Consider the following 23718-nt stretch of genomic DNA (forward strand, 5'->3'; position numbering starts at 1 on the left):
GGCGGCGAGAGCTCGTCTCGCCGGAAATATTCAGCGCAGCGTATTTCCCTTCACCGACGCGTTGTCCGCAAGCGGAGAAGCATGGCGCTGTTTTTGCAGCCAGAACTGCTCGATCTCTTCCAGCGATTTTCCTTTGGTTTCCGGCAACATAAATTTGGCAATCGCCAGTTGAATCAGGCACATTACGGCAAAGAAATAGAAGGTGTTATTGCCGCCGAATGTTGCCAGCGTAAAAGGAAACAGCCAGACCACCAGGAAATTGAATATCCACTGGGTAAAGGAAACCAGCGCCACGGCTTTACTGCGTATCGCATTGGGAAACATTTCCGAGACCAAGGTCCAGAATACCGGTCCGATGCAGGCGGAAAAGCAGGCGATATAGGAAAATAAAAAGAGCAGCGTCACCAGCACCGGCAAGGAGTGATGGAACGAGAAGCCCAGGAAAAACAGCGACACGCCCATAATCAACGAGCCATAGAAATAGAGTGGCCGCCGCCCTACCCGGTCAATTAACACCACACCGATTACGGTTGCGATCAAATTGATGACGCCCATAAAGATATTGAAATAGAGCGCTGAACTAATAGAAAATCCGGCGGCCATCATAATCTTCGGTGCATAATCTAGCGCGGCGTTACAGCCAATTAACTGCACCAGCACCGCCAAAATCAACCCTAATACAATGCTGTTGCGTGAATCTCTGTCAAACAGCGCACCGGCATTGGCTGCGTGATGAGCAGCGAGATTTTTCTCTACGTCATTGGTAATGCTTTGTGCTTCGCCTGGCGAATAAAACCGTTGCAGTATCGCCAGCGCTTTTTGTTTTTGTCCACCGATGGTCAGCCAGCGCGGGCTTTCCGGAATAAACAGTAGTCCAATAAAAAACACCGCTGCGGGAACCACACCGGAGATAAACATCAGCCGCCAGTTATTTTCCAAATCCTTTAGAAAATAATTGGTCATATAAGAGAGCAAAATACCCAACATGATGCACAACTGGTAAACCGCGGTCATCCGCCCGCGCATTGACGCCGGGGCCATCTCCGCCACGTACATCGGCGAAAGCACTGAAATTGCGCCAACACTAATCCCGCCTAATAGACGATTAAGGATGAATGTGGTCTCATTGGTGGCGATGCCAGTTCCCGCACAGGAAATACCAAATATAATCGCGGCAACAATCAGAACGCGTTTGCGGCCAAATTTATTGGTAACGTATCCCGACCCGAATGAACCGATAATACAACCTACAAGTAATGAACTTACGCCCCATCCAAGCTGGAGTTCATTCCAGCTGAAATAACTTTGGATAAAAGGAATAGCGCCAGCAATTATCGCGATATCAAAACCAAACATGATCCCGCCGAAAATGGCAACGCAGCAACTAAAGTACAAATAGAATGGATATTTCATCGTCACAATCCTTACCGGGATACGGGATCTATGAAAGGAAAAGCTGCCCCTATCGCCCTGTCGTGTGCCTGCGATAATCCGCTATTAATTCGGCTGTTGCGGTTACCCAACAGCCGACTGATTAGTTAAGCTCCGGAACGTAATTCTCTTTAATCCGCTGGCGGCGCGTCACATAGTCGGGCAGCGGCTGAACATTAGTGCCTTCGGCAAACCACGCGAACGGATCGGTACTGGCCACCAGCACGAAATTGGCCCACGGGTTAAACGAGCCGGAGCGAATGACGACTTTGGCTTTGTAGGCCAGTTCATTGCACAGCACTTCATGACTGGCTTCGCTGAAATCCGTTCCGGAGCCAGTAAAGATATCCTGCACCTGGCGGTACAAATCGCCATTGCAGTCGCGGACTTCGCGAGCAAATTTAATATCTTCGATAAACACTTCATGGCGCAGCACACGCAGAATATCGGTTACGTCGGGAATACCCGGCCAGAAACCAAGGTCGATGCGATTCGCGTTTGGCGGAATAGGGAAACCAGCGTCGGTCACCAAGATAATATCGGTATGACCGAGGGTGGACAGCGCCGCCGCGAGTTGGGGATGTAGGATACGTTCAGGTCTCATGGTTATCTCTCCGAATTGAGTTTTTATAATTAACAACCGAGAAATTGTTCGACTTCTTGACGCGTTTTGTAGGAGGGCACGGTTTCCCAGTCGCAGCAGCACAATGCAGCGGTGGCATTGGCGAAAAATGCCGCTTTATCGACGGACTGCCCTTCACTGAGCGCGACAGCTAATCCAGCGTTGAAGCTGTCTCCCGCGCCGTTGCTGTCTACCACGTCCACTTTGCAGGACGGGATTTCCAGGGTATCGGTGCGACTGAACACCGCGCTGCCCGCTTCGCCAAGCGTCATCACCACATATCGGCAGCCGGTCTCCAGCAGTAAATCAGCAATTTCCCGGTTGCTGCGAGTATCGTCGGGAGCCAGCCCAAGCACCACGCGGGCTTCGGTTTCGTTTGGCGTCAGGTAATCGATATGGCTGAGGTTTACACCGCGTAAGTCCCTGGCCGGGGCGGGATTGAGAATGGTGATGTTGCCGAGCTGCTTAGCGAGATTCAGGCCATAGAGCGCGGTCTCCAACGGGATCTCCAACTGCGCGAGCGCCACGCGGCTCTGCTCGATCAGCGCCTTTGCCTCATCCACGTGCGCCGGGCTGAACAGTTTATTGGCCCCCATATCCACCACAATTACATTACGAGCCTGATTATCTTTGATAATAAGGCCCGCTCCGGTGGGTAATTCTGGGGTTAAGGTTAACGCATCGATATTGACGCCTTCGTCGCGCATCAGGGTCACAAATTCATGGCCGAAGGTGTCATCGCCCACCACCCCGGCATAGGCCACTTTTGCCCCGAGCCGAGCCGCCTGCACCGCCATATCCGAGCCTTTTCCGCCCCAAGTCTGGCGAAAATCGTCGCCGATTAACGTTTCGCCCACCATGGGGATGCGATCTGCCGTCATGACCAGCGCTTTGGCATAACTGCCAAAGATAAAAATACTCATTAGTAATTCCCCTTTTCGACTGAAAGTGGCACAACGCTGCGCCGCCGCAATTACGCTTGCGGCGGCAACACATTAATAGGCGTTGATATCCCCGGTCAGGCCTTTAACCAGTTCCGGCCCGGAGCTGGTGCCGACCAGTTCGGCCCCGGCTTCGAACATCGCTTTCATTTTTTCCAGGGTATTGACCTTACCTGATACTTTTACCCGGCACGGTAACTGAATATTGGCTTTGAGAAGTCGGACATCTTCTACCGTCGCTTCGCAACCGCCCTTGCCCCAGCCGCTGGACTGTTTCACCCAATCAATACCGGCTTCAAAGGCATAACGGGTGGCTTTGATTTTCAGCGCCTCTTCGGTGATGAAACCAAACTCCAGCATGGCTTTGACTTTCATCCCCAGGTCATGGGCCACATGGACCACGCTTTTCAGCTCGTTGAAATAGAGATCTTCCTGGCCGCCCAACAGATAGCCAGGGTTTGGCGGGAAGTCGAACTCATCGGCCCCCTCTTTCGCCAGCTCGCGTACCACCGCTATTTTCATCGCCGTGGTGTCGTTGGCCATCGGGAAATTGACTGTGGTCGCCACCCGCACGCCGCTACCTTTCAGCATTTCTTTGGCAAGGGAAACCCAGCAGGGTGCAATCATGGCGGCATCAAATTGATACTGCATGCAGGTTTCCAGATGTTGAATCACCCCTTCGCGCGTCAAATCCGGGTTGACGTTGGTGTACTGAATCGCCCTGGCGATCTGGCGCGGATCGTTAAAATCAATCATGGACAGCTCCTGTCTGGTAAGTAAAAAACCTTTAAGTGCGCAGTGAATATGTCGTTACTGTAGGCAGGATGGCGACTAAGCGTGATAGGCAGAATTCTCTCAAACATGGATGAAATTTCCATGTCAACGGAAATGTGAGCAAGCTCAAAAATTAGTCACAATCAACTGAGTACTGGACGGCGAAAAATGCCACCATAGCGGGCGAAACGGGCAGATAACAAACCAGGCAACTATGTCAAAGCAAAAACAACACACCCGCGCGATCGCCAACTGGTATCGGGGTTCCGACGAGTTTTCCACCCTGATGAACTACCGGATCTTACGCGCCGGGCATATTGAAGCCGCCGCAGATTTCCACGTTCATCGCCAGTCGGTGGTAGGCCATGAGCTGCTGTTTTGCCTGCGCGGAGCAGGGTTTATTCGCATTGAAGACCGGCATTATCCGGTGCGGGAAGGGCAACTCGCCTGGTTGCCGGTGCGCTGGCCGCATGAGCATTACCCCGACAAACAGTCTCCGTGGGAAATCCTCTGGCTGCGGATAGAGGGTTCAAAACTTAACAATATCATGCAGATAATGGACGTACCTCAACGTCCGGTTTTCCAGTTCGAGCAGCCGGAAAAGATCGTTGAAATTTATCACCATATTTTTGATCTGATGAACAGCTACACCCTGGTGGCCGATGCGCACTGCGATATGCTGTGCAGCCAACTGATATTTACCCTGCTGGAAAATCGCAGCTACGAAGCCGCGCAGTCGCAGGTAATCACCCATCGCGGGCTGGGCAAGCTGCTGTATCAGATTCACAGCCATTACAATGATGACTGGAATATCGAGAAATTTATGCACTATTGTCAGGTAAGTAAGTCACAGCTGTTTCGCTTGTTCCAGGCCACGTTTAACCAGAGCCCATTGAAATGGCTCAAGAATTACCGGCTGTCTCAGGCTCGGCGATTATTGGTCGAAACCCAGGAAAGTATCAGCCGAATTGCGGTTCAGGTGGGATATAACGATCCGCTGCACTTCTCGCGGGATTTTCATCGCGCGGTTGGGTTATCGCCCAGCGCGTTTCGCAAGCAGGAGCAGTTGGAAGGGACGCATACAATCTGACATTTGCATCAGACTTCGTTACTTACGGTCCGTAAACGAGCTGCCCCGATAAGGGAGCGATAATTGCCAACTTTTAGGTAACCACCTCGTTCGGTAACCTTGTTTCCATATCAAAATCAAATATTACGCAGGGGTTTACATGAGCGTAAATCAGTGGCGTAACTAAAAAAGTTAACATGGCGAATACGCCCCACGGCTAACATCTTAACAACGGGATCGTCACCTCCACCGCCAACAAATTGTTGAAGAAATGCCAGATAAAATATTAATGTTTTAGGAATACTGACATTGGAAAGAACACTATACAAAACATCGAGAGTAAGTTCTTTCGCGAACTGTCCGAAGTATTTGTTCCCCCCTAATCAGCGTTATCCGGATAAGCATTTGTTAAGTTTTATCCTGTCTAATAAATTATCTGACACGTCATGGGTTAATACTAATGAAAAAATTGGTGTTGTTGCCGCAATTCCTGCAGTTGTTTCTGTTTTTGCATCAGGAACCTAGTCAGACGTACTCTGGAGCTGTGAACTAACGTCTTATTGCCACCAACATGAGCCCTTAACCTGCAGCTATCATTTTTAGAGTTTTTTCACCTCGAAGTCAGGTAGAGAAAATTGAGTAATGAAAGCATTGAGCGCGTTGGTATCCGGCAGTGCGGTCAGTGCCCCTTTGCACGTTGTCGCGAGGGCACCACAGGCACTGGCCTGAGCAATCGACTGGCGAAGCTGTTCAACGCTCTGCGGCATCCCACTATGTGCAATCCAGGCCAGCAAACCTGCTACAAACGCGTCGCCAGCCCCAGTCGTATCAACACTGTCGACGGTATAACCGTTGAAATGTATGACGCTATCGCGCCATAGCACCATGGCCCCCTGCGCCCCGTAGGTCACGACTTTCAGTTGCGCAGGAAGCGCCTTAAGGCTGTCAAGCGCCAAGGTAAAATCATGCGTACCTGTTATCCAGTACCATTCTTCTTCCGAGAGTTTAAGAATGTCGACCTGTGAGGAGAAATGACGCACTGTCTCGACCATTTCATGCTTATCGAGCCACATTTGCTCTCGTAAATTGACATCGAAACTCAGTAATCCCCCATGCTGTTTTACGTGGCTGATGGCGGTGACTAATGTTTCACGACACGTTTTGGCAACCAGGGCCAGAGAACAGAAATGCAGAATATCGTCGCTAAAGTCGGGAAGCGCATCGGGCGTTAAAAATTGATCCGCGGAGGGGTCGGTTAAAAATGTAAATCCCCGCTCCCCAGAGCAGCCCAGAGAGACCAATACCGTGCTGGTTTTGTGCTGATTATCCAACTGGAGACTTTCGGTTGAGACACCTGAGTCAGACAGCGTTTTTTTCAGGAAATGACCAAAGTCATCATCACCGACCCGGCCAATAAAACCACTCTGGCAGCCCAAACGCGCAGAACCAATTGCCACATTGAACGGGGCTCCTCCTGCGCAAGCTTGATATTGCATGTCTGAAAGCGGTAGAAGATCCACCACTGCATCGCCAAGAGTCCAGATTTTCATGACATCTCCTCAATAATAATTAACTTATTTTTAAACGCGACCTGCGGGAAGGTCATTTTTTAATAGCGCTTAAGCGTGTTCAGGTGCCATGGATTATCCAGGCGTACGGTTTAAAAGTTATAATCCAGCATCAGTTTATATTCGGTGGTAATAGCTTCACCGTGAGTGACCCAGCTTCCGTCTTGTTTTATCAACGAGCCAGTCACCTCTCCGGACACGGTAAAACGAGAGGTCAAAGGATAATTCGCCGATACCTTCAGGAAGCGATTGCGGGTATTCTGGAAAACTTCGCCATCTTCAGGCCGTGCATTGTATTTCTTATAATGGCCATACCCGCTGCTGAGCGTTGTGGATAATTTCCCCCAGTTGCGCCAGACGCCGACTGACGTGGTCCAGCTTTTTTCGTCTATATCGCCCCACTGCGCCCTGTCTAAAATGGCAGACGCGAATTGCTGGCGGAACCAGATGCCGGTGGTGTTATTAATAATATATTGCACGCCAGGCTCAATCTGGAATGAGCGCACATCACGGTCATTTTGCGACCCACCGCTGCGGCGGTGATCGATTTGCTGATACAGATAGTTAAAGAATGAGAAATTGTCCGTAACACGCAGATCGGTAAAGAACTTAATGCGTCCTTGCCAACGGTCCTCAATTGATGCGCTTCCGCCCATCACATCCCAGCCATAGCGCAGACGTTTGTAAAAATATTCATGCCCGATAATCAACTGAGTCCACTGGTTTTGGCTGAGGTAAGACTGATCCTCCCATGTTCCGTTATAGTTGGTGGTTCTGCCTTCAGAGAAAGCCAAATACCACCCGGGTAATGCATCGTGCCGCATCACCCCCTGCACAAACGTCAGCGAATCATTCCCGTTGTGGAAATGGCTGTTGCGCCAGTTATTATCCTCAATGGCATATTTCATTTTCAGTTGGCCATGAACGCGGCCACCAGCAGGATTGGAGGAGCGGGCTGAGGTCCACATAACCTCTTCGTCCAGATAGGACCACGGGTCCACGGCAACAACCTTTCCCGACGGATCCTTCATGATGCTCATGCTCGCATTCGCCAGCGCGGGAAACAGGAGAGCAAAAATAACAGACAGGGCATGATAGTTTTTCATAATAATATCCCGTTAGATCATTTCTTTTATTTTCAACGTCGCGTGAAAATTGTCGTTTTGAGGCAGGCTAATACTCCACGGCTTCTCCTGCATGGAATACATCCGGGTACTGAATGCCGCTTTATTGTTTATATAAAAGACAGCAATTGAGTTTTGAATGAGAACGCGTAACTCAATATTTTCCCCAATCGGAACATCCACCCAGGATTCCGCGTTAGCCTGATGAATCGACGCGAGCGGCGCGTTGAAAAAATAGACTTTTCCTTTGCTCTTATTGAACACAACGTTAAGCATCGCATCACTGACTCTGTCGCCGGTCAGACCAAAGCTCATCACCATTCCGGCGGAAGGAACGTCGATGGTTGCACTCAACTCACCGCGTTCAGGTAAGGCCGGGTACAGCGCCGACTGTAAGGGGCCGAACGACGTGGCCGTTTTAAGCGTTTTAGTGCTCGTTAAAGTGATCTCCGGACCAGGATTCTCACTGATGACCTTCTGAAGCTCCTGGGGGAGGATACTGTTGAGCTGGCCCTGGTCATCTGCAGTAAGCTCATGCGCAACCAGATTTCCTGCCCAGTCAATGTTGCCGCTGTCACTGTTCCCGGCTTTCGTCGGGATCCAGCCGAAAACAAACAGCCGATCGCTTTTGAGCACCAGTTTACCCGCGTAAAAACCCGAGCCATCAACCACATAATTGTCCAGTTTTCGCCACGGCCCATCCGGATTGTCCGCAACCCGGTATTGTGTCAGGCGTAACGGCCATTGGTCGCTAAAGCTGAGATACCAGCGTCCGTTGAAGTAAACCAGTGTCGGGCATTCGAGGTTGGCATTACTGGTGATGGTGTCGTTATCAAAAAATACGCCGCGGTCTTCCCAGTGCTTTAAATCCGTTGAACTGTATCGGGCAATAACGCCACGACCGTTACTGCGCGTGGTAATTAACATCCAGTATTCTTTCTTTTCCTCTACCCAAACAACGTGAGGGTCCCGGAAATCATTACCCCGATAATTACCGCCGGGTAAAATGGTGTCCTGCGGGTGTTTCACCCAGTGAAGGCGATCCTTACTGGTCGCGTGCATAATAGACTCAACCGGGAACACATTTTCATTGTGTGCGGTGTACCAGGCATGCCAGGTATCGCCGACTTTAATAATCGAACCGGTTCCCAATAACAGTTCAGGATCGTCAACGTCGTTAACGTAGGGGATCACTTCGGAATGGTTCTGATAATCATACAAGTTGGCACTCGACAAGAGATGAAAAGCATGTACCCCCAGATCGCTGCCGCCGCGGACGTCATTAAGATAATAAATATCAAATTTGCCATCGTTAAAAACGGGCATGGGGTCGCCCACGAATGAACCTTCAACCCGCGGGAAAAAGCCATTAATATGGGTGATACTTTTATTCTGTAATGTTTCTTTCGAAGGCTGCGACCAGGCCGGAGTATTACCAAGCGAAAGCGCAAGCAGAGCGACGGATGCCACTAATGTTAATTTTTTCATGCTACACCTGAATGTCAGAAGTTATAATTCACGCCAACAACAGTAAACGGATTCCATGAGTGGCCGGTCGATGTCCAGAGCCCGGTTTCTTTCGTAAATTGTGCTTTGAATTCACCGTATAATCGCACTTCACCAAATACTGGATAACTCAGCGTACCGCCGATAAATTTATACCGGCCGTCATAGAAAACTTCACTGGCATTACTGGCGTTATCTATTTTGTCCTGGCCAAATCCAACATACAGCGAGGTTAATAACGGATACCAGTTACGCCAGAGCCCGGCCGTGACTTTCCATTCCTCTTCTACAATATCGCCCCAGCTTTGACGCTCTTGACGGTTATAGTAATAATAGGGCCGCAAATAGAGTCCGAGATCCGGATTTACGCGGTATTGAATGGCTGGCTCAATTTCGAATATATACTGTTCCAGATCGCCATTCCCCGGTTCGTTACCCTGAGGCTGATATTCGCCATAAGCGTATCCGGCCAGGCTCCATTTGTTGGACAGTCGCAGGTCCTGCCAGACCTTGAACCGGTTTTTCCAGCGTTTCGTTGCCGTTTCGGAACCGACCATGACTTCCGTACCGATATTACCTCGCCAGGTTTCAAAAATATGTCCCACAAAAAGTTCATTGATAGTATTGGTGCCTTTGTAGTCCTGATTACTGAATTGTCCTTTATAACTGTCTTCTCTAGCATTCCAGAAACCAAAATACCAGTTAGGTAATTCATCGTGCCTTAAAAAAGCCTGTATGGTGGCGAGCTTGAACTTGCCGCTGTTTTTCTTATTATTACTCCAGCGAACATCGTCAATTTCTATCTGAGACCCGATGTTCCCATGCAGGCCACCGACTTCCATATTACGACCGATACTGTTCCAGTGAACCGGCGGATCTTCCTGCCTTAAACGCAACAGACTGACGTCTTCGGGGTTATCCACTTTATGACTCTCTTTCACTTCAGCTTTTTTATTCTTCGTTGGCGCGGATAACGTCACGGGCTCTGGCGACGTAGTGAGTTCAGGCTTTTGACCTGCAGCAACCGGAGAAGATGAAGCGCTAAGGGACAATTGTTCATTGCCTTTATTGACTGGTGATACATTCGTTCTGTTGGTGTCTGATTCATCCTGAAAATAGCTTTGATAGTTTCCCGTAACGTCTTCAGCAATCGCAGGAAATGCCGCTAATGTCACCATTAATGCCAGCGTCTGTTTTCCTGGAACAAATATATTTTTATCTTTCGAGTTAATGCAATTTTGAGGTATTACGCTTTCATCCATTTTGCTCTCTCATTATTCCAGACAATAACATGCCAGCCAGAGACTGGCAGAAATAAAAAATACACCATGCAAGAAACAGCTCGGAACTGAAAATTATTTATCTAAAGACCAGTATCCCGCATCGTATAATGAGGCCGCCCCCTGATTTGCAAACAATGAAATATCGCGCTCGCCCGGCTGCGGATAAATACGACTGCTTAAGCAAGCGTCACCATCGTTAACAAAAACTTCCACCGATGAGCGGTCAATAAAAATTCGCAGTGACAGAACGCTGCCAGCTGGTAGCGGAATACTGCGAGTACCTTCCAGCGAATATTCTGGATAGCGACGCTCCACCACCAGACGCTCGGCCTGATCATCGACGTAAATTCTCAGCCCGTCGCCCAACGCGATACCAAACTGTTCAGCCGTCGATGCACTCAAATCCCATGCCAGCTGTACTTCGACCGCATCGGCATCTGCCACGACAAGGACGTTCTGATTGTTCAGGCAGCGGACGGGGGTGGGATAATAACAGCCACGCAGCGCGGTCACTTCGGCAGCAGGTTTCATCCTCACACGATCATCATCGACAAGGCTTAATTCGCGCGGAAGCGAGAGCATTCCGGCCCAGCCATCCTGCTGTTCAGGCATCGGTGATTCCCACATATCCAGCCACCCGATGACAATGCGTCGGCCATCCGGGGTCACGAAACTCTGCGGGGCATAAAAGTCGTGACCGTGGTCCAGCTCGGTAAATTGTCCGCTGTGGGTGAACGGTTGACCTGGCTGCCAATCCCCAAGTAAATAGCCACTCTGGAACAGATTGCGATAGTGATACCCTTCCGCAGCCATACCCTGTGGCGAGAACATCAGGATACGCTTCTCTCCCAGGGGGAAGAAATCCGGGCATTCCCACATAAAGCCCTTGCCTTCATCAGCCTCGGCGAAGATGCCTTCATCATGCCATTCGCGGAGATCGGTGGAACGGTACAGGCGTACCTGGCCGCTATTCTCTACGCGGGTACCGACAACCATGTACCAGAACTCACCTTCGCGCCACACCTTAGGATCGCGAAAATGATGCAGTCCGGGCGGCGTATCAATCACCATACCATGCCGTTCAAAATGGATGCCGTCACGACTGGTCGCCAGACACTGCACTTGATAGAGGTTGTCGTCTGTGTCCGCCGGGCCGTGAAATTTATGTCCGGTATAGATCAGCGCCAGTGTATCGCCGTCCACCACGGCGGAGCCGGAGAAACAGCCGTCTTTGTCCGCCGTGCCTTCCGGCGCTAGCGCGACGGGCAGATGTTCCCAATGCACCAGATCTTTGCTTCGGGCGTGCCCCCAGTGCATCGGCCCCCATTTCGGGGAATAGGGGTGGTGTTGATAAAAAGCGTGATACCAACCGTCAAACCATACCAGGCCATTAGGATCATTCATCCAGCCTGCGCGAGGAGCAAGGTGATAGCGCGGATACCAGCGCGGATTAATCCCGGATTGTGCTTTTTCAAGCACCTGTTCAGCCTGTTCTAATAAGGATGTCATCGTCTTTACTCTCAGTACATTACACAGCGTTTTGCTGCAGAAAAGATGGCTCAGATGAGGATTTAGTTGAGCGCAAAAGGAAAATGGAAATAAACGTGGTGCTGAACACCATGATGCCCATGATCAGATAGGATTGGGCGAAGCCAAATCTCTCATAGCTAAAGCCTGCCAGCGGGGACAATACGGTGCCAATGACGGAGCTGGTGCAGGCGAATCCCACCAGATAAATGGTGGAGGAGAGACGTTTGTCGAAATTCAGACTGTTGTATTTAAATATGGCGACTAACAATATTGGCAGTTCGACCGCGTGAAGCAGTTTGGTAATAGAGATAAGCAAGGGGCCTTCCACCAGCCCGGAAGCAATCATGCGCAGCGCCATCACCATTCCGGCGAATATCAAACCATTTTTAGCGCCAATGCGATTAACTAGCCAGGGCGCACAAAACATACCCGCAGCCTCGAGAAAAACCTGGAAAGAGTTTAAATAGCCAAACATCTCGTTCCCTTCTCGTAATGTCGGGAACTGTGACGAAAAATAGACTGGGAATTGCTGATCGTATACGCCGTAAATGCAGGTTCCGACCACGAAGAATATCAGCGCCCAGAAGCGCGGCAGAGTGAGCAGACGCAGGGCGTCTTCCAGAGAAACTTTTTTCGCGCCGATTTCGAGTTTCTCCATGCTTGCCGGCGCGGCCACCTTTAAGCGGGCTAGCAGACAGAAGAAGATTAAGCCTGAGCAAGAGGCCACCAGGAAATTAAGGTCAGGGTTGATATTAAACAGTAACCCGGCAAAAAACGTAGCGACAGCCCAGCCCAGAGACCCCCACATGCGTGCCCGCCCAAACTCAAAGGTACTCTGACGCGCAACACGCTCGGTATAGGACTCCAGAACGCCAATACCGCCATTAAACGTCAGCCCGATAAATAAGCCCCCGAATACGCTACCCAGCAGAATATTAACGCTCAGCAAATATCTAAAAAGTAGATAAGCCGGGCCGGAGAGGATCAGCAAGGCGGTGATAAACCATAACAAATGTTTACGCAGACCAAGCCGGTCCTGGATAAAGCCATAACAGACTTGCGCGAAGAGCGCGGAAACGGATAAAACGGAAAAAATAATCCCGGTTTCCGATGCCTTTAGCCCCACCTCCTGGTGAAGCCAGATAGAGAGAAGTGAACTTGATGAGGACCAGGTCACAAAGAAAAAGAACAGCAGAGCGCTGAGCAGCATGTAACTTTGAGTAGGCCGTTTTTTCATCTATGTAATCTCGCAAGAAGGATATGCTAAGATGGTAACGTTAACATTTAAGACGTACACTCGATTTTGGTGGGATACTCGATGTTAATCACAAAAGTTAACGTTAACATTAATGTGTTGAGATCGCGCTCAAACTTTTGAGCATGACTTGCGTAACCCTGGGTATCGGTGCCTAGAATAGGACATTCGCATTGGCTCAAAACACCTTACAGGGTTAAATGCATTCAGATAATGGAAAACTATGGCGTCTTTAAAAGATGTGGCCAAACTGGCCAATGTATCGCTCATGACGGTTTCACGGGTGCTGAATGACCCGAAACGCGTAAAGCCTGAAACCCTGTCCCGGGTGCAGGAGGCGATCCTGCAGTTAAATTACGTGCCAGACCTCTCAGCCCGGCAGGTTCGTCGTGTCGGCTCCCGGAACAAAACCATCGGCGTGCTGGCGCTGGATACCGTCACCACCCCTTTTTCGGTAGAAATCACGCTGTCTATCGAAGAAACCGCACGGGCGTATGGCTGGAACAGCTTCGTGGTGAATATGTTTACCGATGATAATCCTGACGATATTGTCGACCTGCTGCTCGCCCACCGACCCGGGGGGATCATTTTCACCACCATGGGGTTGCGTGAAGTGAGCATCCCGCCCCGGCTACTGGAGCACCCTTGCGTTCTGGCCAACTGCGAGAACAAGGGAGAACCGGTTGCCAGCTATATACCTGACGATGAACAAGGCCAGTATACGGCCGTACAGGCTCTACTGGCTGCGGGATACCGCCGCCCTCTCTGCCTGCATTTACCTGTCAACCATCTGGCGACGCGTCGCCGCCGTCGGGGGCTTGATCGCGCCTACCGTGAAGCCGGTATCGATCCTGATACGCTTGAGCACTGCTATATGCAATTTGGCGATGAGCACTACCGGGATATTCCGGAGATGCTGCTGGCGCATATCGTTCAGGGGAAACCGCGATTTGATTCGGTCATCTGTGGCAACGACCGTATTGCATTTATGGTGTATCAAACGCTGTTGACGCAGGGTATCCGAATCCCACAGGATATTGCCGTTCTTGGCTACGATAATCTTGTAGGCATCGGAAATTTGTTTTTACCCCCACTATCCACGGTCCAGTTGCCACATTATGAGATTGGTCGCTTAAGTACATTGCACATTATCAATGGCGACACCCACCGGGACAAGGTGCTGGTCGAGAGCCCCTGGCTCAGACGCGAATCATTCTGAGAAAGCAGTTTTTTACAACCGTCCCTTTTATGCCAGCCTGGACTATACGATTTCAGGCTCGCCATGAACCTGAAACCCGCCGATTATGGTTCATAAAATTAGCTGGCCTCTAAATGCTTCGCTATTTTCGCTCATCCTGGTTAGGCCAGACGGCGACCACCCGTTTTATCAGAATTTAACCGTCACCTGATTTCCGACAACCCACGCGTCTTTAATCTCCTCACTTCCTCCCGGATGAGCGAGTAACTGAAGGTTAGGACGTACAGTCAGCCAGGGAGTAAGGAGAAAACTATTATGCAACTCTGCGACATATTCGGCTTTGCGAACCGGTACATACAGAGGATTATCATAATCAACAATACCCCGCATTTGGTTCAGGAGTTCCGCCCGACGGGCTACTCTTTCAAGTAGGTTATCATCGTCGCTCATTGGCAGAAACGGCTGTGTTCCATACCAAAACCCTGCTGGGTGCTCATCTGAGCATTCGGGACTATGAACCGCAGGTGGGTGACGCGATGGCAATGGCTTAAGCGCTGGACCGGATGACGTTGTTTGATATGCCTCACAGCGTCCGGATCGCATAACAGATGCGGTAACGGGAGCCTGTCGTCTAACTCTGATTTATTCAACAAAGCCTCAACTTGATGGAATTTCCTTCGCATTACCAATAACTGTTAAGTTTGATCATGACTATCTACGAAGCTTTTCCTAAGAAGAGGAGTTAGGGCTACCCTAAGTCCTCTCTAATACCTTTCATTAACTGAAGAAGACAACTAAAGTACTCAAGGATTACCCTGAAATGCATTTGCCGACGATTGATTGCCTAAGAATGATATTTATGCTGCTTATTTCGTCACTATTGAAAAAAGAGTCCAGAAAATATTCCTAGTGCCCGTATTTATTTTTGTTGGCCTGCAACGAAAACTGTGAGTCTGTTCAGAACTTGTTTCTATACAGCCGCGGGGTTGGACAAGCCCGCAGGGCGCATCAGCCTGTCACATTCTGGTATGGTTCAATCTTACTTTACGCTAGTACACATTTACGACATTTAACCATATAGCGGGATATTAATCCGTTATTTCCAACTAACAATAGGGTATAGCTTTAAAGATTCGACGTTGCTCGACGGCTAATCGATCAACGCGTCGATGGCATTTTCAAAATGTTCGGCCATAGCCTGTACGGCTCGTTCAGGATCTCTGGTGCAAACGGCGTCGCAAATACGCTGATGCAGCTCGATGATCTTAATTTCATACTCTTTTTCTTTCTTACTCTGAGCAACCAAACCGGCGCGCATCGAGGTCATTAGCTGTTCGTGCAGCGACTGAAGTAAAATAGAAAGCAGTGTATTACCCGACGCGCGGGAAAGAATGAAATGAAATTGCAAATCGTGGCTAATAAAATCGTCCACGTCCTTAAAGTTTTCCTTAATTAGCCGCATTTCTTCCCTGAGTTTTTCAAAATCCTCTTCTTTGCCGTTAATCGCCGCCAGATGTACACACCCCATTTCAAGATGACGCCTGACTGCAAGTATATCCTTGTGAGTGACCTGCTCTGTAATGACCGCAAAATTGATAATAAGCTGTAGAACATTAGTGTCGATTTTTTTTATGGTCGGCAATTTACCGCTCTGAATCTCTAATATTCCCAAAGCGGCTAAAGAACGATAGGCTTCCCTTACCACGCCCCGACTGACTCCCAGATCCTGGATCAGTTGCATCTCGCTGGGTACCGCCATTCCTGCAACCAACTTTTCCTTCATAATCAGTTGCAGGATGTAGTTCTTAACCTGCGAAGATAATGTGTCTTGCCTAAGTATTGTTTTTTTCATCCCTACTGTATTCCGTCGTTGTTAAGAACCTGTCTCAGCACGGATTTACTCTCATTTCAGATAACGTCTCTGAAACAAAGATGCTATACCGACTGCTCATTTTCAGGGGGTTACCCTTACTAACCGACCTCCACCGGGGGTGAACACCGGCTATGTTGCTTTGCCACATTCCGTCCTGGCACCAGCTCGTCACAACCTCCGCCTGCGCCAGGGCTCATCTTATTGCTTATTTTCCCACAAAAAAAGTAAAAACGAATCCGCCGATTCCGCCTGAATTTGAGGAATACCGGGCAAAATTTACATCGCGACGATCTCCGCGCTCTACCAATCTCGTCGGCAATAATCGCCATTGATGCCGACATGAAAGGGACGAGCACCTCATTAGTTTTTAAATCATGATCATTATCACATAACTAACACACTCATCATATACACCTGTCAGACAGGTGTATATGATGAGTGTGTGTAACGCGTTTAGATGTTTTTATGAATCGCCGAACACAATAACGGGCCTCTCACGTAGTCATTAATTTAGTAAGTATATTGATTTCATTCAAATAAATAATGGGATAGGGATAAAGTATGTGGGAAAATGACAAAGAACTTTTTCACTTAATGCGAACAAATCTATTCCCCGCAGCAGTGGGTGATATTCTTGATACGCTTGGGTATTTACACCAGTTTATTGCGCCTGTGGTTAAGCCCATTCGTTCAAATATGGTGGTGGTTGGCCGGGCAATGCCGGTATTAGAGGCCGATGTATTTGAACTTCATTCCAGTTCAAATAAGAGCGACATAGGGGAAAAACCCTTTGGTATTATGTTTGAAGCATTGGATTCCTTACAGGAAAATGAAGTTTATATCACGACGGGATGCTCTCTACGTTACGCACTCTGGGGCGGACTTATGTCGGCCCGCGCCATTAAACTAAAAGCTGCAGGTGCCGTACTGGATGGCTTTTCTCGTGATACGTCAGAAATTTATGACCTGGATTTTCCGGTATTTTCCCATGGAACTTACGCCCAGGACCAGGGGCCGCGGGGAAAAGTTATCGATTATCGTGTGCCGATTGAATTCAGCGGAGTGCGCGTCAATCCCGGTGACATCATCTTCGGCGATCGCGACGGCGTTTTAATTATACCGCAAGCGCTGGAGACAGAAGTTATCAGTAAAGCGTTGGAAAAAGTATCGACGGAAAACCAAGTCCGTAAAGCGATAGCCAAAGGTATGAGTACGGTAGAAGCTTTTGAAAAATTCGGCGTAATGTAAGCATCCTGTCAAAACGGTAATAAATGATTTTGGAGAAACAGTATGTCAGACACAAGCATATTTTCTTTAACGAATAAAAAAGCCTTAATTACCGGTGCCGGCAGCGGTTTGGGTTATGCGATGGCAAAATGCATGATAACCAGCGGCGCACAGGTGATCATTGCCGACATGAACGCCGATGCAGCCAAAAAAGCGGCCGACGATTTAGGGCCGAACGCTTCATGGACGCAGTTTAACGTCACTGATACCGATGAGACGGAACGCTGGGTCGGCGATTTACTGCAACAACATAAGCACATCGACATTCTGGTGAATAATGCAGGCAATCACTGTAAGAAGCCTATCGAAGAGATGAGCGTTAAAGAGTTCGAATCGGTGCTAGATGTGCACGTCGTCGGCGCTTTCGCCCTCACTCGCGCGCTAGTGCCGCATATGAAACAGCTCGGCAATGCTTCGGTGTTGTTTACCGCCTCCATGACCTCGTTCCTCGGCCAGCCTTATGTCACCGGCTATGCGGCGGCAAAATCCGCCTATCTGGGATTGATCCGCGGTCTGGCGACGGAGTTATCCGGCGCCGGCATCCGGGTGAACGGCATCGCCCCCGGCTGGATCGATACGCCTATGTTGCGTAAGGCCATTGAGGGCGACGATGAACGTAAAAACAAGATCCTCGGCCGTACGCCGATGAAAAAATTCGGTAAGCCGGATGATATCGGCTGGGCGGCGACGTATCTTGCGTCCGACGCCGCGGGATTCGTCAGCGGCCATGTACTGATTGTCGATGGCGGCGCGCTCATCGGTTTTTGAAAACAGGGCAATTCTCGCCATCATGCACGGAGGTCGATGTTATTAAGGGAGGGATGCCAACCGTTATGTCTTTAACAGTGCCGATCACTGGCAGTTATTAAACCGGAAGCGACTATGGACAATGTGGTATACAAAATTAATGCAACCGATAACGTTGCAACCGCGCTGACATCGTTTAAGCACGGAGAAACGGCGAATATTCGCGGTGCCGAAGAGGGGGTAATCGATGCAAATGAAGAGATTCATATCGGCCATAAGATTGCCCTATCTTTTATCGCCCAAGGCGCGCCGATCGTTAAATATGGTATTAGCATCGGCACGGCCACGCAGGATATCAGGCCAGGAGACTGGGTGCATTTGCACGTAATGTGCAGCAATTACGATCGACGTTCCGCCAGTCTGGATGTCGTCACCGGCGCGCCAAAGGATATTAAATATGAATGAATCAGATAGTCTGAAAACCATAAACTGGCAGGGTTACCAACGCCAGAGTGGAGCAAAAGGCATCCGTAATAAAACACTGGTCATTTATACCGTTGAATGCGCCCATTTCATCGCAGACAAAATCGTCGCCCAGATTAACGATTCCGAAGTGGAGGTCGTGGGCTTTTCAGGCTGTACCGATAACGAATATGCCGTAAGAATGCTTATTGCGTTGATTCGCCATCCCAACGTCGGCGGCGTTCTCGCCGTTGGGTTGGGGTGCGAATATATTCAGCCGGAGTGGCTCAGTAATATCGCGAAAGAAGAAGGCAAACCGACCAACTGGTTTTTCATTCAGCAGGCCGGCGGCACAAAAAGCAGTATCGAGCTTGGAGTTAAATACGTTAAACGCATTCAGGACGAATTAAGTCATACGCCACGCGTGGCGATGGGATTCTCCGATCTCATCATCGGCAGCGAATGCGGCGGAAGCGATTATACCAGCGGCCTGGCGGGCAATGTGGCGGTAGGAAATTTTTTCGACTGGTTAATTGATGCCGGCGGTACCGCGATCTTTGAAGAGATTGTCGAAGCCATTGGTCTGATTGATATCTTGTCGGCAAGGGCCGCGACAGAAGCTGCCAGGGAGCAAATCATCGCCACTTACAATAAGGCGCTGGATTACTGTAAATCGGTAAGGCAATACTCCGTCAGCCCGGGTAATTTCGCTGGCGGATTGTCCACTATTGAAGAAAAAAGCATGGGCGCAGTGATAAAAAGCGGTTCCCGTCCTATTCAGGGAATACTGAAAGTCAGCAGTAGTCCGAAAGGAAAAGGGTTATGGCTGCTTGATTCCACCCCGGACCCTCATTGGATGCAATTCGGCATTACCAACCCCAATGATAATGAAGGGCTGATGGCGCTTATTTCCTGCGGCAGCCACATTATCTTTTTTGTTACCGGACGCGGCAGCGTAGTCGGTTCCGTCGTCGCACCGGTCATTAAAATAACCGGTAACAGCCAGACTTACGCCAACATGTCGGAAGATATGGATGTGGATGCAGGCCGTCTTTTAAGTGGAGCACTCTCCCAACAGGCGCTTTCAACAGAAATAGCCGAATTGGTTATGGTGATCGCCTCTGGGAAAAAAAGTAAAAGTGAAGAACAGGGGCATAAAGAATATTTTATTCCTTATAAATATCAAAGCAGAGACGTATTGATACCCGCGCGGTGTGAAAATGAACATTGAATAAGGTGGGTAAAATAATTCTCCATTATTAATATAACTTTAGATTGCCAAGCTCAAAATAGAAGAATAGGCGTTACCGCTTTGCATGTCCTATCCAGAGGATGTACTGCGGCGACATTATTTAAATAAAACTGCCGTGACCTTTATCACGAGCTGAAAAGAAATGATGCTAATACAACCACCCACCATGTCATGCAGGTTGATAGGGTAAGTGGGCGGCGTGATGATAGCCTCGAAGGTGAGAGTGACTTGGGCATCCTCCCTTGTGCAGCGCATTTTTCAGCACCAGGGGAATGGTAAATTAATAATGAGAGTAAATAGTCCGTATGAATTGAAATTACCTCGTTGAGAATAACAGTCGGCCGCTTCGTCATTGCTCTGGCTGAAAAATCTCTTTTATTAGGCGCATAACAATTCTAGTTGGAGATAATTATTGTGACAGACATAGTATATAAAGAAGGTATACAGCCAGAAGCTGATACCAGAACGATAAGAAAAGTCGTCGTAGCTGGTTCGGTAGGTACGATTATCGAATGGTACGATTATGCGCTCTATGGTGCGGCGGCAGGCTTAGTCATAAACAAACTCTTCTTTCCTTCCCTTTCGCCGTCTTCCGCCTTATTAGCCGCGCTGGCGACATTTGCCGTCGGCTATTTCGCCAGACCGCTGGGAGGGGTGATCATCTCTCACATCGGCGATAAATGGGGACGAAAACCCGCCCTGATATTTTCTATCGTCCTGATGGGATTAACAACCGTCGCGCTGGGCCTGCTGCCGAGCTATTTTCATATCGGCGTGTGGTCATCCGTGCTATTGGTGCTGTTACGCTTGCTCCAGGGATTTGGCGCTGGCGCCGAGCTGGCAGGGGCGCTGACATTTGTCGGGGAATATGTTCCCTTTAAGCGCCGGGCTTTCTATACCTCTATCATCAATGCGTCGACCGTTGTGGGGATTATGCTTGCGACAGGCGCCTTCTTGCTGGTTTCGCAATTACCGGAAGACGCGTTTCTCAGTTGGGGGTGGCGCATTCCATTTTTAGCCTCCTCAGTACTTTTTATCCTCGCTTTTTACATCCGGCATAATCTGGATGAGACGCCGGCTTACCAAAAAAGCATGGCCGAAGCCGAGAAGAAAAAGAAAACGCAGAAAGTCCCCCTATCTGAGTTATTAAAAAATAGTCCGAAAGAAGTATTCTATGCCTTTCTCAGCGTCACGGCACATCAGGCAAATTCCTATATCTTGAGCGTATTCAGTATCAGTTACATGGTAAATACCCTCGGCATGACGAGAACAGACAGCCTGATCGCACTTATATGCGGCTCTATCGCCGGCATTATCGGCACGCCTATTATGGGGAGTATTTCCGATAAAGTGGGTGCGGCGAAAGTCTACTCGCTAGGTTGTATTTTTATCGCTCTGTTTAGCATTCCCTTTTTCGCGATTCTTGATACGCAAAATCTGGCTTTCGTTATCCTCGGTATGTGTATTCTTTACGGCATCGGCTACGGCGCGACATCCGGTTCTCAGGGCGCCTTTTTAGTAAATTTATTCCCGATACGCTACCGGTTTTCAGGGGTTGCGTTGTCAAGAGAACTAAACGGCATGCTAATCGCCGGACCGACCCCGTTTATCTGCGCCTGGCTAGTGACGCTGGCCGAGGGTAAACCCACCTATGTATTTGGTTATATCTGGGCATGCTGTTTACTGTCCGTTGTCGCCGTACATATTATTAAACACAAAGCGAACAACCAATAAGTCATCATACCCCTGAATAATTTTAGTTATTTGAAGGCTGCAACCACACGAGTCCCAGGATTTTACTCAGGTAAGCGACTGGGACAAGTACGGGCAGCCAACGCACAGGCAGCTTTAAGTATGATGGGTGTAAATAGTGCGCACGACTTTAAACAAAAAAGTTGAATTAATAAATTATTCTTATGAGGAGGAAGTCTTATGTCATTTATAAAAAAAGACTTTTTATTGAGAAGCTTAACGGCGCAAAAGTTATATTTTGATTACGCCGAACCGATGCCAATATTTGATTTTCATTGCCATCTTATCCCGGAGCAAATCGCGACTGATAAGCGCTTTGATAATATTACCGAATTATGGCTGGGCGGAGATCACTATAAGTGGCGTTTAATGCGCTTTGGTGGTGTAGCAGAAAAATTCATAATGGGCGACGGCGACAATAAAAGTAAATTCATGCATTACTGTAAGGTATTGCCTTCAGCCATCGGAAATCCGGTTTATCACTGGAGTCATTTAGAATTACTGCGTTTTTTTGATATTGAAGATGAGATATCCATTGAAACAGCGGAATATTTGTGGGAGCAGTGTAATAAAAAAATAGCCTCCCCCGACTTTTCAGCACAGAAATTAATGCTACGGGCTAATGTTAACTATGTCTGCACCAGCGACGATCCGGTCGACGACCTGAAATACCATCAACACTTAGCCGCCCAGGACGATTTCCGCATCGGCGTATTTCCGACTTACCGCCCCGACAAAGCGCTGGCTATAGATAACCAGAATTTTATTGATTACGTTGAAAAACTGGCGGCCCGGTCAGGCATAAGACTCGATAGTTACCAGAATTACTGCCGGGCGTTAAGTAATCGTATTGATTTCTTTCACCAGCAACACTGCCGAATGTCGGACCACGGCTTAGATCTGATGCGGTATATTCCGGCCACGCCGTCAGAGCTGGAGCATATTTTTGAAAAAGCGCTCAATCGCGACCCGTTAAGCGCGAAGGAAGTGATTCAATTCAGAACCGAAACGCTCTGCTTTCTGGCTTCCCGTTATGCCCAGCTTAACTGGACCATGCAAATTCACATCGGCGCCATGCGCAGCGTGAATAGCCGTATGCTGGCACATCTCGGACGCGATTGCGGTTACGATTCGCCAACCGACCGCCCATGTATGGATGATTTGGTGTTATTGCTCAATCGTATGGAACAGCAGGAGAGCCTGCCTGATACTCTGCTATTCAGCCTTAATCCAACACTGGATTCAGCTCTGGCAACACTGGCGGGGAATTTTCCGGGCGACAAAGCTTTGGCAAAAGTGCAACCTGGCCCTGCCTGGTGGCATAACGATCATAAAGTCGGCATGGAAAACCAACTTACAGCATTTGGCAACGCTCTGCTATTAGGTCACTTTATCGGCATGACAACCGATTCCAGAAGCTTTTTATCCTACCCTCGACATGAGTATTTTCGTCGTATTTTATGTAATTTTGTCGGTGATTTAATTGAGCGCGGGGAATATACGAATCAACTGTCGGTAGCAGGGGGAATGATACAAAATATCTGTTACTTTAACGCTGAGAGGAAATACTTTAAAAAATAAAAACAGCTGATACCTTTACCACGCCCTATTTACGAATAACACCATAGATAGGGCGCAGATCAACACATGCTTGCCTCATCAGTGTGGGCTACCGGACGCCCTGACCACAGATAAAACCGTCATCGAGGCAACTGCTTTGATGGCAACAGCACTTGCATCTCAAATCAAACTGGTAGGTGACCTAATCCAGTATGCCACTACAATCCGCCAATATCAGGAACCAGAGGGAACAACCTCAAGATACAAACCAGCACCATCTGCCAGCTTATAGGCCTTCTCTCTGGGTTTAGCTGCATCTACCTGTCGCGCATTTAGCTTCATTGGGGGCATCTCCCTGGACCGAACACAGAGAGCCCCCACTTATGCCCCCAACTGTGACTTGATTTCGGTTGAGTCCAGTTGATAACAGGAGATAAGATACGGGCTGTAAACCGCAATATACGGGCTTTGAGTTGATTTCGGT

At 48.9% G+C, this 23718-nt stretch carries 19 protein-coding genes and 3 pseudogenes; 9 read left to right on the top strand and 13 right to left on the bottom strand.

Annotated features, from left to right (window positions below; genetic code table 11):
* Nucleotides 1-30: 30 nt before the first annotated feature.
* From GFC06_RS22845 to deoC, 4 genes are all read right to left on the bottom strand, one after another.
* Nucleotides 31-1413: a sugar porter family MFS transporter gene (locus GFC06_RS22845; protein WP_049281639.1), complete on the bottom strand. Its 1383-nt coding sequence runs from the start codon at nt 1411-1413 to the stop codon at nt 31-33.
* A gap of 121 nt (nt 1414-1534) precedes the next feature.
* Nucleotides 1535-2035, bottom strand: a complete 501-nt coding sequence (gene rbsD, locus GFC06_RS22850) for a D-ribose pyranase (RefSeq protein ID WP_153690699.1) — start codon at nt 2033-2035, stop codon at nt 1535-1537.
* A 29-nt stretch (nt 2036-2064) separates the two neighbouring features.
* The gene (locus tag GFC06_RS22855; protein ID WP_047498266.1) at nt 2065-2976 is read right to left on the bottom strand and encodes a ribokinase; all 912 of its coding nucleotides are present in this window, start codon (nt 2974-2976) and stop codon (nt 2065-2067) included.
* Between the two features lie 72 nt (nt 2977-3048).
* A complete protein-coding gene (gene deoC / locus GFC06_RS22860; RefSeq protein ID WP_049281640.1) occupies nt 3049-3750 on the bottom strand; it encodes a deoxyribose-phosphate aldolase in 702 nt (233 codons plus the stop codon).
* Between the two features lie 232 nt (nt 3751-3982).
* Between deoC and GFC06_RS22865 the strand changes: the two genes are divergently transcribed.
* Nucleotides 3983-4858, top strand: coding sequence for a helix-turn-helix transcriptional regulator (locus GFC06_RS22865; protein WP_047498259.1), 876 nt, complete (start codon nt 3983-3985; stop codon nt 4856-4858).
* Between the two features lie 578 nt (nt 4859-5436).
* Here GFC06_RS22865 and GFC06_RS22870 read toward each other — a convergent pair.
* The 6 genes from GFC06_RS22870 to GFC06_RS22895 form a co-directional block, all read right to left on the bottom strand.
* A complete protein-coding gene (locus GFC06_RS22870) occupies nt 5437-6387 on the bottom strand; it encodes an aminoimidazole riboside kinase (RefSeq protein ID WP_049281641.1) in 951 nt (316 codons plus the stop codon).
* A 110-nt stretch (nt 6388-6497) separates the two neighbouring features.
* Entirely contained in the window at nt 6498-7511 is a 1014-nt protein-coding gene (locus GFC06_RS22875; protein WP_047498253.1) for an OmpG porin family protein, read from the bottom strand.
* 12 nt (nt 7512-7523) lie between these two features.
* Nucleotides 7524-9017 carry a glycoside hydrolase family 32 protein gene (locus GFC06_RS22880; RefSeq protein WP_047498250.1) on the bottom strand — a complete coding sequence of 498 codons (1494 nt, stop codon included), beginning with the start codon at nt 9015-9017 and terminating at the stop codon, nt 7524-7526.
* Nucleotides 9018-9031: 14 nt separating this feature from the next.
* Nucleotides 9032-10297: an OmpG porin family protein gene (locus GFC06_RS22885; RefSeq protein ID WP_153690700.1), complete on the bottom strand. Its 1266-nt coding sequence runs from the start codon at nt 10295-10297 to the stop codon at nt 9032-9034.
* A 93-nt stretch (nt 10298-10390) separates the two neighbouring features.
* Nucleotides 10391-11827 carry a glycoside hydrolase family 32 protein gene (locus GFC06_RS22890; protein WP_153690701.1) on the bottom strand — a complete coding sequence of 479 codons (1437 nt, stop codon included), beginning with the start codon at nt 11825-11827 and terminating at the stop codon, nt 10391-10393.
* A 19-nt stretch (nt 11828-11846) separates the two neighbouring features.
* Complete coding sequence (locus tag GFC06_RS22895) at nt 11847-13085, bottom strand: MFS transporter (protein WP_153690702.1); 1239 nt, start codon at nt 13083-13085, stop codon at nt 11847-11849.
* Between the two features lie 241 nt (nt 13086-13326).
* Here GFC06_RS22895 and GFC06_RS22900 point away from each other — a divergent pair, with 241 nt between their 5' ends.
* A complete protein-coding gene (locus GFC06_RS22900; protein WP_047498236.1) occupies nt 13327-14322 on the top strand; it encodes a LacI family DNA-binding transcriptional regulator in 996 nt (331 codons plus the stop codon).
* A gap of 168 nt (nt 14323-14490) precedes the next feature.
* Here GFC06_RS22900 and GFC06_RS22905 read toward each other — a convergent pair.
* Nucleotides 14491-14727 (bottom strand): annotated as a pseudogene (locus GFC06_RS22905) (carbohydrate porin); the annotation flags it as partial.
* Here GFC06_RS22905 and GFC06_RS22910 point away from each other — a divergent pair.
* Nucleotides 14727-14852 (top strand): annotated as a pseudogene (locus tag GFC06_RS22910) (IS5/IS1182 family transposase); the annotation flags it as partial. The pseudogenes GFC06_RS22905 and GFC06_RS22910 sit on opposite strands and share 1 nt — an antisense overlap.
* 599 nt (nt 14853-15451) lie before the next feature.
* Here GFC06_RS22910 and GFC06_RS22915 read toward each other — a convergent pair.
* A complete protein-coding gene (locus GFC06_RS22915; protein WP_047498231.1) occupies nt 15452-16153 on the bottom strand; it encodes a FadR/GntR family transcriptional regulator in 702 nt (233 codons plus the stop codon).
* A gap of 582 nt (nt 16154-16735) precedes the next feature.
* On the opposite strand from GFC06_RS22915, the gene GFC06_RS22920 reads away from it, so the two are divergent.
* From GFC06_RS22920 to uxaC, 6 genes are all read left to right on the top strand, one after another.
* Nucleotides 16736-17422, top strand: coding sequence for an RraA family protein (locus tag GFC06_RS22920; protein ID WP_047498229.1), 687 nt, complete (start codon nt 16736-16738; stop codon nt 17420-17422).
* A 42-nt stretch (nt 17423-17464) separates the two neighbouring features.
* Nucleotides 17465-18229 (top strand): SDR family NAD(P)-dependent oxidoreductase, encoded by a 765-nt coding sequence (locus GFC06_RS22925; protein ID WP_049281645.1) that lies wholly within the window; start codon nt 17465-17467, stop codon nt 18227-18229.
* 114 nt (nt 18230-18343) lie between these two features.
* Nucleotides 18344-18673, top strand: a complete 330-nt coding sequence (locus GFC06_RS22930) for a UxaA family hydrolase (RefSeq protein ID WP_047498223.1) — start codon at nt 18344-18346, stop codon at nt 18671-18673.
* Entirely contained in the window at nt 18666-19901 is a 1236-nt protein-coding gene (locus tag GFC06_RS22935; RefSeq protein WP_153690703.1) for a UxaA family hydrolase, read from the top strand. Before GFC06_RS22930 ends, GFC06_RS22935 begins: the two co-directional genes overlap by 8 nt.
* A gap of 435 nt (nt 19902-20336) precedes the next feature.
* A complete protein-coding gene (locus GFC06_RS22940; RefSeq protein ID WP_227021096.1) occupies nt 20337-21656 on the top strand; it encodes an MFS transporter in 1320 nt (439 codons plus the stop codon).
* Nucleotides 21657-21854: 198 nt separating this feature from the next.
* Nucleotides 21855-23255: a glucuronate isomerase gene (gene uxaC / locus GFC06_RS22945; protein ID WP_103765897.1), complete on the top strand. Its 1401-nt coding sequence runs from the start codon at nt 21855-21857 to the stop codon at nt 23253-23255.
* Between the two features lie 216 nt (nt 23256-23471).
* Here the strand turns inward: uxaC and GFC06_RS23285 are convergent.
* Nucleotides 23472-23576: pseudogene (locus GFC06_RS23285) on the bottom strand (Arm DNA-binding domain-containing protein); the annotation flags it as partial.
* Nucleotides 23577-23718 lie beyond the last annotated feature (142 nt).

Origin of the sequence: Citrobacter braakii, assembly GCF_009648935.1 — a bacterium.
Classification (GTDB): Bacteria; Pseudomonadota; Gammaproteobacteria; order Enterobacterales; family Enterobacteriaceae; genus Citrobacter; species Citrobacter braakii.